The sequence below is a fragment of the Enterococcus sp. AMC1086 genome (genome assembly GCF_058216575.1).
In genome coordinates this window covers 1,335,999-1,348,365 of record NZ_CM177100.1, presented here as the reverse complement: position 1 = coordinate 1,348,365, position 12,367 = coordinate 1,335,999, and the positions used below count along the sequence as shown (strand labels likewise).

Below are 12,367 nucleotides of genomic sequence, written 5' to 3'. Positions count from 1 at the left end.
TTGACAATTTTTCTCATTTTAACAAAAAAAAGGCAAAAAACAATTTCACTTTTTGATCTACTAATCAACGAAGACCGTCGGTTTAGAATTTCAGAAATTAGCAATCATCTAGATTTAGCCACTCGAAGTACCCAAAGATACGTGACTGATTTGTTTGATATTATCCATAATTATAATGAACTTTATGGTGACACGATCGAACTGCTCTTAACTAAAAATAATGGAGTAAAACTCAAAGTAACCAATGGTATGATACCTTTTTGGAGTTTTATCAGATATATTACGATAAATGATGAGATCTTTGAGCTCTCTCGATCAATTATTTTTGGTAAATTCAAAAATCCTATACTATTTGCGAGCAAGAAAAATCTAAGTCATGCTCTCTGGTAAATAATTAAGTTCTTCGGCAAATACCACTAAAAAAAGATTACTTCCTTGGACGATCACCAACAATAGGTAGAGAAATCTTTTTATAATCGATGTTTTTCTCATAATATACTCCATTTCTCGCTATACTCCGCCTATATAGCATTCTTGAATATGGTTAGGTTGCGCGGAATTCTCTCATTATTGAAAAAAAATCAAACATCTCCATTTGTACTTAGTCTGAGCCTAAGTTATTTCCAAACATGTAGGTCAATTCCTCATTACGAAGTTTGGATTTTCAAAATAAAAATAGGTTTATGAACATATTTCAATAAAACTACTTTCATCTATAGTTTAACTTCGCAGCTTTTTTTCGTGTTTATATTTTTTGGCGTTTTTTACGCCAGTAATGAATTTACCAGATTCTTATATAAACGGCTCTTCGTAGCTTTTCTGCATTGAAGTTTTTATTTTTACCTAGTGATTTTACATTTATGTATTTTAATTTAAATAAAAGTATTTTTGAGCTGAGTTGGATGAACCTTTGATTTTTATTAAGTGGTATCATATATTTTGATGGGTTTATACACGAAACTAGAACTTGTTTTCATTCATAAATTTTTTCAGATTTTTTGTAATCGTTTTAGACTGAAAAAGAATTCACAAAAAAACTGCCAAATACTCATTAAAAATGGAGGTATTTGACAGTTTAAACTTATTGATTTTTAACTAGAGTAATCACTTGTGTCGCGATTTTCTCCAAAAAAGCTTGATCATGTTCTACTATTAGCATCGATGGTTTTAAGGTCAAAATTAATTTTTCTAATTGTTCCTGATTAAAAACATCTAAATAGTTTAATGGCTCATCCCAAATATACAATTCTGCTGGCTGTGCTAAAGATTTCGCTAGCTCCACTTTTTTGCGCTGCCCCATACTCATTTGTTCAATACGATTTTGGAAGACTTCTCTTTCCATCCCTAATTTATGCAAATTGTTGAGAAATTCTTGGTAATCAAGCCCTTGTTTTTCTGAAAATTCTAATAATGTTCCTTGATTATCTTCGTAGTTTTGACGAACATAGCTAATTTTTAATTTGTCAGGTAAAATTGTTTCACCTTTACTTGTACCATTGAATCGACCTAATAGAAATTGGATGATTGATGACTTCCCAGAGCCATTTGCTCCAGTTAAGGCAATCCGTTGTCCTTGGTTCAAATCAAAAGAAATTTCTTGAAACAAATCGTGTTCCTGATAACTCAAAACTAAATTTTCAACTGTCAGTAATCGTTTATGATGACCTGGCTGATAACTCATCGTCAACGGATCAATATACTCAATATCTTTTAAGAGATTTGCTTTTTCTGATAATTGAGCGTCCATGTGATGTTCTATTGTTTTCGCACGTTTCATTGTGCGGGCAGCTCGTGCTCCTATGGCACCTGTGTCATAAATCGCACCACTGCCTTTTTCGGATGCTTTGCCATATTTATCTTGTTCTTTAGAACGAGACCACTCAGCTTTTTCAGCGGCTGTTTTTTTCAAACGACTAACTTCTTTTTTTAGTTTTTCATTTTGAGCAATTTCAAACTCATCTTTGATTTTCTTTTGTTCTTCATAGACAGAAAAGTTTCCTTGATAAAGTTCCAACTGACTTTTTTCAATAGACAATACATGATCAACTACTTCGTCTACAAATTGACGATCATGACTGACAACGATAAAACCTTGCCGTTTCTTTTTTAAATAATCTGCTACTTGTTTTCGTCCGACAATATCCAAGTGATTGGTTGGTTCGTCAATCAACGGAAAATGATACTCGTCAATAAACAACAATGCCAGTAAAACTTTCGTCTGTTCACCGCCAGAAAGTGTTTTAAATTCACGCCATAAAATCTCTGGATCAACTTGAAGCAAATTCAGCTCCCGCTCTATCTCCCATTGGTCAAAATCGCTGATTTCTTGTAGGACATAATACGTTAATTGTTGCTTGTTTTTAATCGGCTGTGGGAAATATAGAAATTCCATTTGATGAATAATTTGACCACTATAGACCAGCTGATCTTGCAAAATTTTAAGCAGTGTCGTTTTGCCGCGACCATTTCTACCAATCAAACCTAATTTCCATTGTGTATCAATAGTTAAATTAGCTTGATCAAATAATAAAGTACCTTGGGTATCGTACCCAAACGTTATGTTTTTTAGTTCAATTTTTGACATAGTCTCACCCCATTATGAAAAGTTGAAGGAAATTTTACTGTTCCTCCAGCGCTTTTCAGAATCGGCAATTCATTGATGAGTACACAAAAAGACCCGTACATTGAATTATTAAGGCCAATTCTGAAAATCTGCACACTGCTCCCTTGATATTTCAAGTTACAGTCTGAATGCAGCTTCAACAAATTGACTTAATTTTTCAACGCACGGATCCCTCACTTCGATTTTAATTGCGTTTACTATATCATGCTCTTTTTAGTTTTGTCAACAAACATTTCTCGTAAGTGCTATGAAGACTAGTAAATTAACTGAAGTAGCGTATAATATGCTTCATACTAGAAAGCTGATTTATTCACTTATCGTTTGGAGGAACCTACTTGAAAAAAATAATCTGTGTCCATGCTCATTGTTCTAATATTCATTATTTGACAGAATTATTTCAAAAGGAAAAAACACTTGTGCTAGAGCATTATGTTATGACCGATTTTCTGGATCAAATCACAACTGACAATTTAACTAATTTCATTGAAAAAAAGATTGAAGAAAACGTTGTCGGCGTAATCATCACCTGTACAATGTATTCAAATTTAATCAAACAAAAATTGATCCTCAATAAACCGATTCTACGTGTTGAAGATCCATTGATTGCGCATATTTTAACTAATCCTCACAAAAAATGCTTGATTTTTTCCAACCCAAAAACAGTGAAGCAAACAATTCAAAAGATCGAAATTGCTTATCTCGAAAAAAACTTAGCCCTTGATTATGAGGTTCACATTGTGCCAGATGCTTTTGACTTGATTTTAACAAATCAAAAGATGGCTTATCAAAAAGCACTTCTCAATTATTTATACTTGAATAACGACGGGTTTTCAGGTGATATTTATCTTATGCAACTTTCAATGGCGATTATTTCTAAAGAACAACTTACTGAATTTGGCTTTCCAATATTTACAATTCTTGATTCTTTAGATGCTATTGTAAAACAAGAGTTGTTGACACGTTGATTTTAGTTGAACAAAAATTTTCATCTTTATCCGTTGATTGTTGCTATTTTTGAGAAAAAACTTTCAATTTTTCTGATCTCCCACTTTCCAGCTTGTTTTTCCTTTATACTATAGTCAATCAACTCGTTAACACTATTTGTAATTTACAGCAAAGGAGAGTATACAATGAAAATTGAACACATTGGTTTATGGGTCAAAGATTTGGAAAATATGCGCAGCTTTTATGAAACTTATTTCGATGCACAAGCTTCTGAACTTTACCACAATACAAAAACAAGTTTCTATTCTTATTTTTTAACTTTTTCTGATGGTGCCAGACTTGAGATCATGCAGCGAAACGATGTTATTAAGCAAAATATTGGAAATGAAATGCTAGGTTTTGCTCATTTAGCAATCTCTTTGGGAAGTAAAGAAAATGTCGATAACCTCACGAATATTTTAGTTATGGAAGGTTTTGAACTACTAAGCCCGACCCGTACAACAGGTGATGGTTATTATGAATCTGTGATTGCTGATCCAGAGGGAAATCGTTTAGAATTAACTATTTAAAATAAGAAGCGATGGAGGAAATAAAATGGACGTAAAAGCGATTGTCTTGGATATTGACGGAACACTTTTAAATGATGAAAAAAAAATGACTACTCAAACAAAAGAAGCCTTGATCACAGCTCAAAAAAATGGAGTTAAAGTCATTCTAGCATCTGGCAGACCGACTTCTGGGATGCTAAAATATGTTGAGGAACTTCAAATGGATCAGCACAATGGATTGATCGTTTCTTATAACGGTGCACATGTTCTTGATGTGCGCACACAAAAAGAATTATTCAGTCAACCTCTTACAATTGAAAACAGCAAGAGTATTTTAGAACATCTCAAACACTTCGACGTCATGCCCATGATAGCAAAAGATGATTATATGTACGTCAATAATGTATTTGACGGTATGCTGGATTTAGATTTCTCTGATGGATTATTCAATATTATTGAATACGAATCACGTGGGGGAAATTTCCAATTATGTGAAAAAGAAGATTTAGCTGCTTTCGTTGATTTTCCACTTCATAAAATTCTTGTCGCAGCTCAACCTGAATATTTACAAGCCAACTGGCAGAAAATTTATGCGCCTTTTGAGCAGTCCGTTAGTGGTGTGTTCTCGGCACCAATGTACTTTGAATTTACTGATCAAGGAATCGATAAAGCGAATGCTTTGGAGCAAACCCTAAAACCTTTAGGGATCCATCAAGAACATATTATTTCATTTGGCGATGGTCATAATGATTTATCTTTGATCAATTATGCTGGAATGGGCATTGCGATGGGAAATGCTGTAGAAGAGTTAAAAAATGCTGCAGATAAAATCACTTTATCTAACAACGATGATGGAATTGCCAAAGCATTAGTCGAATTATTATAAAAGAAATAGAGTCAGGATATTAAAGATCCGACTCTATTTCTTTTTATTCCACACATAATACGTGATAATCAGGTATAATTCGTTTATATGAAACTGATCGAAAGGTGTTTTCTGTGATGAACTTTATGCTCAAATTAAAAAACTTAGATAAACTTACAACTAGTGAGGAAGCACTCGTTACTTATATTCTTGATTTTCCGGAAAAGGTTATTCGTTTTTCTCCAAAAGAACTAGCAGACCATTCTTATGTGTCGATGTCAACGATTTACCGTTTGATCAATAAATTGGATCTTGAGGGGTTAAATGATCTTAAATTCGCCTTGGTCAGTTATTTAAATGAACAGACAACTGAACAAATCATCGACATTGATTATCCTATTTCAGCTGAAGATAATCATTATGCCATGACGAAGAAGTTAAAAATGGTTTATGATCAAACGGTTCAATCAACCATCGATGCAAATAATTTTGATGCAATGGCTTTTAATGGTGACTTGCTTAAAGAGGCTGAATTTATAGATATTTACGCCGCATCTGCCAATATTTATTTTGCCCAAAACTTCCAGTTTCAAATGCAGGAAATCGGTAAACAAGTTCAGGTGCCAATCGATGATTATATGCAAAATCTCTCTGCAGCAAATAGCACGCCAAGTCATTTATCAATAGTTGTTTCTTATGGTGGCCGCAGTACTAGTGTCAAAAAAATTCTAGAAATTTTAAGAAAAAATAGGGGTAAAATCTTGTTGATCACTTCAAAAAACAGCCCTTTGCTAAATGAAAAAGTTGATGGTGTTTTTCTTTTCTCTTCGATGGAAAATCATTATAATAAAATCTCGTCCTTTTCAACTCGGATGTCGTTGATGTATATTTTTGACAGTTTATATTTAAGCTTTTTTAACCAAGATTATGAGAGAAATTTAGCTTATAAATTGAATAATTATCAAAAAATGAATCCCAACTTGATTTGACTCATTCGATCATAAAAAGACTGTTCATCATTGAATAACACTGAACAGTCTTGTTGATGTCTTATTCTTTTAATAATCCTAAATCACTTTTCATCTTTAACACACGATAAACCGATTGATTCAGCGCTTCTTCTGAATAGCTTCCTTGCTCGATCCCTTGTACAATATAGGGAATCTGGTCTTGATATGAGGAAGACAAAATCAGATCATTCCCTGCTTTTAAAGCAGCAAGTCCTGCCTCTTCTTGAGATATAAAATCAGCTAATCCTGCCATATCCATATCATCCGTCATGATCACGCCTTTAAAGCCCAACTCGTTTCGTAGCAAATCATGAACAGGTTGAGAAATAGAAGCTGGCATCGTCTCATCGATACTGGTCACAATATTATGAGAAACCATGATACTATCTGCACCAGCTGCAATTCCAGCTTTAAACGGTAAAAAATCATTGCTACGTAATGTCTCGATGTCTCTTGTATCATACACAATTTCGACATGTGAATCACGATTATCGCCATAACCTGGAAAATGTTTCAAGGTTGAAGCGATCTTTTGTTTCTTTAATTCCTCTACACTTATCTTGACATATTCACTCGTTTTTTCAGCATCTACGCCCAATGTTCGATCATAGATAAACGCTTCTGGGTCAGTCGCAACGTCCGCATCTGGAAATAAGCCGCCTTGAATGCCATATGAGCGAAGTACTTCTGATTTTTTTTGAATATCAGAACGTATGCCCGATAATCCGGCTTCCTGATAAACAACCATTGGTGAATTAAACATCTCTGGTACTAATCCATTGCCACTATTCAAACGAGAAACAGTTCCCCCTTCTTCATCTGATGCTATAAAAAGTGGGATCTCGCTAACCTCTTGATAGGAAACGATTTTTTCTCTCAAATTAGCAGTGGTCATTCCTTCAACATCTCTTCCAAATAAAAGATAACCACCTAAATGATAATTCTGAATACTTTCTTGTTGCGCTTCGATGGGTACTCGAGCTAAGAACAGTTGACCCACTTTTTCCTCTAAGCTCATTGTAGCCATTAAATCTTGAATTTTCTTTTCTTGGTTCTCTAAAGAACTTTTTTGACTATTTTGTGTCGTCTCAGTTTTTTCCGCCCTATTTGAACTTGAACTTTTCGTTTCTTCCGTTGTTTTCGTTTGTGTAACATTATTATTTTTATTCACAAACCACATAATGCTGAAACTAATCCCAAAAATAAATAGTAAGATAGTCACAGCCTTCAGTATCATCGTCTTATTATTGATTGTACTTCCTCCTTGCTTTACTTAGCCAATCTTATTCAGTGTAATTATATTATAATTAGGTTTTATCACATCAGTCAATTTTTTCACCTGATTACATCCTATATTTTTGACAAAAGATCATGCACATGAGATGCTCTAAACATAATAAATACAAAAAGAGAGAAGGTTTGATTTTTATGTCAACAATGGTTTTTGTGAATTTCCCAGTGACTGATGTAGTACGCTCTACAGAATTTTATGAAAAGTTGGGTTTTAAGAAGAACGTAGATTTTTCTACTGAAGAAACAAGTTCGATGGTTTGGGATGATAATTTTTGGATCATGTTATTAAATCATGAGTTTTATAGTAAATTTATTAAAGATAAAAAAATTGCAGATGTGAAAACGACGAGTGGTGCTTTGATTGCATTTAGTATGGAAAGTGCTGATGCTGTAAAAAAATTCGCTGAGACAGCAAAAGCAAATGGTGGCGATTTTTATAAAATTGATATGGGTATTCCTGAAGATGTAATGTTTGGACTTGAAGTGCAAGATCCGGATGGAAATACTTTGGAACCAAATTGGATGCAGATGTAGAAAATAAAGAAACTTGAGATTCGGTTGTTAGGATTGAGTATAGATACTCATATCTTTCTACATTCTCGCTTTACATTTTGATTTATAGTAATGCAAAACACATGATTTTTGACTATCATGTGTTTTTGTTTATTTTGTTTAATGAAATCGACAAGAGGCAACTTCAATGTATTTTTCTGTGTATCTATAAATCAATCTATGTTCTGGGAAGATATCTTAAACTGTAGTTGAATCCTTATTGAATAACTTAGGAGGTATCACCGTGGAAATCACTTTCTCAACAGTTTTCTCAAATTATTGCTGGTTAATAGGATTATTAAGAATAGTCTTAAGAATTCTAGTAAACTTACACAAGACTAGCCACGTTAATTATTATGGCAAAGAGCTTGACAGTTTCAAACATTATCCCCTTCACACTGTTTATTTGAAGGCAATTTAATTATAACAATATATATTAATTACTTCAAGAAAATTATCTATTCGGCTGAAGAATCGTAACAATCTCTTCTTTATATTCTTCCTTATCATCTGATTTTGTAAGTGAGTTATATACCTGCCATAAAATAATAGTATCACCATCCCAATACATATCATGACTTATTGTATACCCACCATAATTCACTACCAAATGATTTCCCTTTATTTCATAGGTCCAAGTTATCCAGCTTTCTTCCCCATCAATACGTTCTTTCATAAGAAATCCATCAAACATTAACGTACTATTTTGACGATTCCCCTTGATCGTTGAGGTCCATGAAGAATATTTCGTTAAATCTGTATCGACAGCTGGTTTAAGTTTTTTGATTGTTTCTTCTTTATATGGAAAAATTTCTTCATTGTGTGGTTCTAAAATAAGACGTTTGTCCTCGGCACGTTTCGGTTCTAATACTAAGTTACTACCACTTTTCTCTACTTGATAAGAATGAATTTCTTCTATCGGATCATCATTTTCATTAAACGTGTCATATACAATATCTAATTGATTATCTTTGAAGCTGTATTTGTGTGTAAAGGGTGAAAAATAGTGTTCTATTATTCGCACCTTATCATGGCTAAAACTGTAATAGTTCTCTTCATTTTGAACTTTCCAATATTTCGTTGATTGTAAAGTATTCGCTGGCACTTCTTTTGTTCTCTCAGTTGAAGCTGAAGTACTTAGTTTGTTGTTTTCTTTAGCTTTTGACCACATGTTAGTGCCAAAAAGAATAAAACAGGCGATCACCACAATAGATAAAATGATTTCTCCCCATTTGTGTCGAAAGTTGCGTGCCCTATTTTTTCTTTGGCCAGCTCCTATTTCTAATGCAGTAAGTGCTTCTTCTGGCACTTCGATTTGTTTCATTGCTTTTTGTAAAATCTTTTTCTCGTTATCAGACATAATAATCCTCCCCTAAAGATTTTTTCAGTGCGTCACGTCCTCGTTTTAAATTAGTTTTAACGGTTCCTTCAGGCATTGTTAAGAGCTCACTGATTTCCTTGACTGAGAAATCTTGGTAATAAAATAACTGTAAAATCAAACGGTATTTATCTTCTAAGGTTGTGACAGCTTTTAACACATCAATAGCTTGATTTTTGTTTTTTGATAAATCTGCTGATTCTTCAAATTCTGGATTGTTTTGCAGCCTGCGTATTTGGATTTTTTGATTGATTAGTTTACTGGCTAGCCTTGCCATAATCGTACAAAACCAAGTTAAAAAATAGCTAGGTTCTTTCAATGTATGGATCCATTTCATCGATTGGATCGATGCTTCTTGCATAATATCCAATGCATCTTCTTTGTTGCCTATATAGATGTAGGCCATTTTGTAAATGTACTCATGATTTTTACGTAAAACTTTCCCTAACGCGTTTATGTCTCCGTTGATTGCTTTTTTTATCAATGAAAGCTCTGAATAGCTAAACTTCCCCATTTCCTCACCTCTTCACCCTAATAGTGTAAAAAAATCCCCGATAGGTTTCATCAAAATAAAAAAGCTAAAACATTGTATGTTCTAGCTTAGATCACTTAACTATCTCCCCATTTAAATCATACTAGTCAACACTATTGTCATGCTGACTCATTCGTGACATATTTGTAGGAATAAATAAAGTAGGATTGATTTTAAGTAGTAACAATAAGACAACTGCAGTTACGATTGCTGTAGCTAAGCCACTTGCCCCATTCATCACAAGTGAGAATAACCAAGGATTCATGCCCCAAAGCGCAAAGCTTCCCCAAAATACAACGCCCGCAATAAAATGCCAAAAATAACGCATAAGCGTACCAAAAAAAGAAGCATAAATAATAATCCGACTACTCTTCCTATAGTCTTTAGCTCTGATCGTTTGTTGCAGCTTACCACTATAAATTCCTGCAAATCCAGCAAAACCAAAAGCCAAAATATACTCAATGATCACTTGAACAGGCATTAAATAATAGACTTGCGCCGTTGGAAAATGCAACAAACCCCAGATAAACGCAGAAAAGAATCCTGCTTTGGCTCCTCTTCGTAACGCATAAAGAGTGATTGGAATCATGCCCAGTGATATTGAAAAGCTACTCCCGATATTCGTTGGAACAAATGACAAAACCATTGCGATTGCAGCAACGATCGTGCCTTCGATCCAAACACGTAATTCTGATGTTCTTTGCATAAAAAAAACTCCTCCTTGTAGAACGACCAATTCACAAAGGAGGAGTAAAAGTATCTATTTACTCCATCACAATTCCTACGCTCGTACTAACGAACAGGTTCAAGGGTTTAGAGTTATTACTCATTCTCAGCCATGGCTCCCCTTTGTGATGGGTTCTATTTAATTTTTTGAGGTTATCCTCTTTAAAGATAACAAAAATAGAGTATCATGAATACAAAAAAAAGTAAAGTAAGCTCAGTTTACCAATATCTATATTTTACATTTATTATTTTTATGAAATTTTTTTGAGAATAAGGGTCCTAATTACCTTTTTTTTTAAATAAATGGTACATTAGTAGTAATTAATCTCTTAGTGCTAGATAGGGTAGGAGGATTACAATATGGAAAATGATATTTTTGACTTACTAGAAGAACCTAATAAAGTGATGTTAAATTTACTTGAAATTATTTCTGAGAGCCACAACTGGTACAGCGTTAGTGAGTTGAGCATACGATTAAGTGTAGTAGAACGAACGGTTCAACGATATATCCATCAATTGGAGGATGCTGTTGCTCAATATAATGAAGTGAAAGATAATTATATTCAAATAAACTATGAAAAATATAATGGCATACAACTTGAAACGCAGTCAGGAAGTAACTACATGGAATTCAAGACATATCTTTTAAGTAACGATGAAACAATGCAAGTGCTGAAAAAGATCCTCTTTGAAGAATTTTATTCCGTAAAGAAATATGCTATGACGTATTTTGTTAGCGAAAACTCAGTTCGTAAAAGTTTAAAGAAAATCAAACAATTTCTAAGTTTATATGACCTATCATTATCCCGCAGCACTTTTAAACTAGAAGGTGAAGAAAAGAAAATCAGAATTATTACGTATATAATTGGCTGGGTAACATTTAAAGGGGTCACTTGGCCATTTGATGCGATTGATCAACTAAAAGTTTATAATACAGTTGATCGTTTTTCAAACATATACAAAATAAATTTTTCCAATGTCCATCGAAAACAAATGGCTTATATGCTTGCAGTGAATTTAATTCGTTTTAGAAAAAATCACATCATTAAATTAGAACCCGATTGGAAAAATTATGTTAATATTCAAGGCTTATTACAAACATTACCTTTATTAGCAGATGTAGCAGATGAATACCATATTCATGTAGAATCTGAGATTTATTTTTATGTATTACTGTTGCAAATGAAGATTAAAGTTTTTGAGTCTGATGATTTAAGACATCGAATATTTTCTTATCATGAGAAATGCCAGTCCGATATTTTCAATGCTACAAAATTATTTGTCGATCGTTTTCATGAACGACTCATAGCGATTCCTGAGGAGTTAAAGGATCGTTTTTTTCTAACAAGTTTTTGTGCTCATCTTTATTGCAAAGTATTTAATCAGCTTCATGTTGATATTGATGGCCATCAAATTTCAAAAGAGAGCGATTACGATTACCCAACTTTAAAAGAAAATTTAAGTTATTTTATTCAACAATTATACAAAGAAAGTGGTCATGTTTTATTTTTGGAAAAAGAATTTCTCATACAAAAATATTTGTTACTGTTCTCCTCAATTTCGCCACTTAATTATTATGAACCAGCGATTAGAATATTTTTAGATAGTGACTTACCATTTTTTGTTAAGCAAAATATTATGACAAAAATAAATGATCGATTTAAATATGATTTCAATATTCAATTTCAAAAAGATCAAGTACTTCACCAATCGGATATTATCCTTACAAATATTCCGAATACAACTATGGAAGAACAACGTTTTACGTATAAAGTACACTTGTTTGATTTCCCAATTAAATTAAGAGACTTTATCGAAATTGAACGGAAACTCAGATTAGTTGCACTGTCGAAAACCCAACCTTCTTCCTAGTTTATAACAAATTGAGATTGAGA

Annotated in this window: 12 protein-coding genes and 1 riboswitch; of the genes, 6 read left to right on the top strand and 6 right to left on the bottom strand. The window is 33.2% G+C overall.

Annotated elements, in window-relative coordinates:
* Nucleotides 1-369 precede the first annotated feature (369 nt).
* Both AC4BC4_RS06260 and AC4BC4_RS06255 read right to left on the bottom strand, forming a co-directional pair.
* Nucleotides 370-504 (bottom strand): hypothetical protein, encoded by a 135-nt coding sequence (locus tag AC4BC4_RS06260; protein ID WP_438756326.1) that lies wholly within the window; start codon nucleotides 502-504, stop codon nucleotides 370-372.
* A 577-nt stretch (nucleotides 505-1,081) separates the two neighbouring features.
* Nucleotides 1,082-2,584, bottom strand: a complete 1,503-nt coding sequence (locus AC4BC4_RS06255; protein ID WP_490477134.1) for an Lsa family ABC-F type ribosomal protection protein — start codon at nucleotides 2,582-2,584, stop codon at nucleotides 1,082-1,084.
* Between the two features lie 374 nt (nucleotides 2,585-2,958).
* On the opposite strand from AC4BC4_RS06255, the gene AC4BC4_RS06250 reads away from it, so the two are divergent.
* The 4 genes from AC4BC4_RS06250 (at nucleotide 2,959) to AC4BC4_RS06235 (ending at nucleotide 5,970) form a co-directional block, all read left to right on the top strand.
* Entirely contained in the window at nucleotides 2,959-3,588 is a 630-nt protein-coding gene (locus tag AC4BC4_RS06250; RefSeq protein ID WP_490477133.1) for a hypothetical protein, read from the top strand.
* 165 nt (nucleotides 3,589-3,753) lie between these two features.
* Nucleotides 3,754-4,137: a VOC family protein gene (locus tag AC4BC4_RS06245; protein WP_438756330.1), complete on the top strand. Its 384-nt coding sequence runs from the start codon at nucleotides 3,754-3,756 to the stop codon at nucleotides 4,135-4,137.
* 25 nt (nucleotides 4,138-4,162) lie between these two features.
* Nucleotides 4,163-5,002, top strand: coding sequence for a Cof-type HAD-IIB family hydrolase (locus AC4BC4_RS06240; RefSeq protein ID WP_490477132.1), 840 nt, complete (start codon nucleotides 4,163-4,165; stop codon nucleotides 5,000-5,002).
* A gap of 116 nt (nucleotides 5,003-5,118) precedes the next feature.
* Nucleotides 5,119-5,970, top strand: coding sequence for a MurR/RpiR family transcriptional regulator (locus AC4BC4_RS06235; protein ID WP_490477131.1), 852 nt, complete (start codon nucleotides 5,119-5,121; stop codon nucleotides 5,968-5,970).
* A gap of 61 nt (nucleotides 5,971-6,031) precedes the next feature.
* Here AC4BC4_RS06235 and AC4BC4_RS06230 read toward each other — a convergent pair whose 3' ends face one another.
* A complete protein-coding gene (locus AC4BC4_RS06230; RefSeq protein ID WP_490477354.1) occupies nucleotides 6,032-7,171 on the bottom strand; it encodes a glycoside hydrolase family 3 protein in 1,140 nt (379 codons plus the stop codon).
* A 248-nt stretch (nucleotides 7,172-7,419) separates the two neighbouring features.
* Here AC4BC4_RS06230 and AC4BC4_RS06225 point away from each other — a divergent pair, with 248 nt between their 5' ends.
* Nucleotides 7,420-7,818 carry a VOC family protein gene (locus tag AC4BC4_RS06225; RefSeq protein WP_438756334.1) on the top strand — a complete coding sequence of 133 codons (399 nt, stop codon included), beginning with the start codon at nucleotides 7,420-7,422 and terminating at the stop codon, nucleotides 7,816-7,818.
* A 472-nt stretch (nucleotides 7,819-8,290) separates the two neighbouring features.
* Here AC4BC4_RS06225 and AC4BC4_RS06220 read toward each other — a convergent pair whose 3' ends face one another.
* The 3 genes from AC4BC4_RS06220 to thiT form a co-directional block, all read right to left on the bottom strand.
* Nucleotides 8,291-9,196 (bottom strand): hypothetical protein, encoded by a 906-nt coding sequence (locus AC4BC4_RS06220; RefSeq protein WP_490477130.1) that lies wholly within the window; start codon nucleotides 9,194-9,196, stop codon nucleotides 8,291-8,293.
* Nucleotides 9,189-9,728, bottom strand: coding sequence for a sigma-70 family RNA polymerase sigma factor (locus tag AC4BC4_RS06215; RefSeq protein ID WP_438756343.1), 540 nt, complete (start codon nucleotides 9,726-9,728; stop codon nucleotides 9,189-9,191). Before AC4BC4_RS06215 ends, AC4BC4_RS06220 begins: the two co-directional genes overlap by 8 nt.
* A 121-nt stretch (nucleotides 9,729-9,849) precedes the next feature.
* Complete coding sequence (thiT, locus tag AC4BC4_RS06210) at nucleotides 9,850-10,452, bottom strand: energy-coupled thiamine transporter ThiT (protein ID WP_490477129.1); 603 nt, start codon at nucleotides 10,450-10,452, stop codon at nucleotides 9,850-9,852.
* Nucleotides 10,453-10,507: 55 nt separating this feature from the next.
* A riboswitch (TPP riboswitch) is annotated at nucleotides 10,508-10,605 on the bottom strand.
* A gap of 227 nt (nucleotides 10,606-10,832) precedes the next feature.
* On the opposite strand from thiT, the gene AC4BC4_RS06205 reads away from it, so the two are divergent.
* Nucleotides 10,833-12,344, top strand: coding sequence for an AcpB/EbpR/MafR family transcriptional regulator (locus AC4BC4_RS06205; protein WP_490477128.1), 1,512 nt, complete (start codon nucleotides 10,833-10,835; stop codon nucleotides 12,342-12,344).
* Nucleotides 12,345-12,367: the final 23 nt, after the last annotated feature.

Bases quoted from the DNA above. Each gene is read 5' to 3' on its own strand.
- thiT (WP_490477129.1), bottom strand. From the start codon at position 10,452: ATGCAAAGAACATCAGAATTACGTGTTTGGATCGAAGGCACGATCGTT.
- AC4BC4_RS06230 (WP_490477354.1), bottom strand. From the start codon at position 7,171: ATGTGGTTTGTGAATAAAAATAATAATGTTACACAAACGAAAACAACG.
- AC4BC4_RS06220 (WP_490477130.1), bottom strand. From the start codon at position 9,196: ATGTCTGATAACGAGAAAAAGATTTTACAAAAAGCAATGAAACAAATC.
- AC4BC4_RS06215 (WP_438756343.1), bottom strand. From the start codon at position 9,728: ATGGGGAAGTTTAGCTATTCAGAGCTTTCATTGATAAAAAAAGCAATC.
- AC4BC4_RS06260 (WP_438756326.1), bottom strand. From the start codon at position 504: ATGGAGTATATTATGAGAAAAACATCGATTATAAAAAGATTTCTCTAC.
- AC4BC4_RS06245 (WP_438756330.1), top strand. From the start codon at position 3,754: ATGAAAATTGAACACATTGGTTTATGGGTCAAAGATTTGGAAAATATG.
- AC4BC4_RS06235 (WP_490477131.1), top strand. From the start codon at position 5,119: ATGAACTTTATGCTCAAATTAAAAAACTTAGATAAACTTACAACTAGT.
- AC4BC4_RS06205 (WP_490477128.1), top strand. From the start codon at position 10,833: ATGGAAAATGATATTTTTGACTTACTAGAAGAACCTAATAAAGTGATG.
- AC4BC4_RS06225 (WP_438756334.1), top strand. From the start codon at position 7,420: ATGTCAACAATGGTTTTTGTGAATTTCCCAGTGACTGATGTAGTACGC.
- AC4BC4_RS06255 (WP_490477134.1), bottom strand. From the start codon at position 2,584: ATGTCAAAAATTGAACTAAAAAACATAACGTTTGGGTACGATACCCAA.
- AC4BC4_RS06240 (WP_490477132.1), top strand. From the start codon at position 4,163: ATGGACGTAAAAGCGATTGTCTTGGATATTGACGGAACACTTTTAAAT.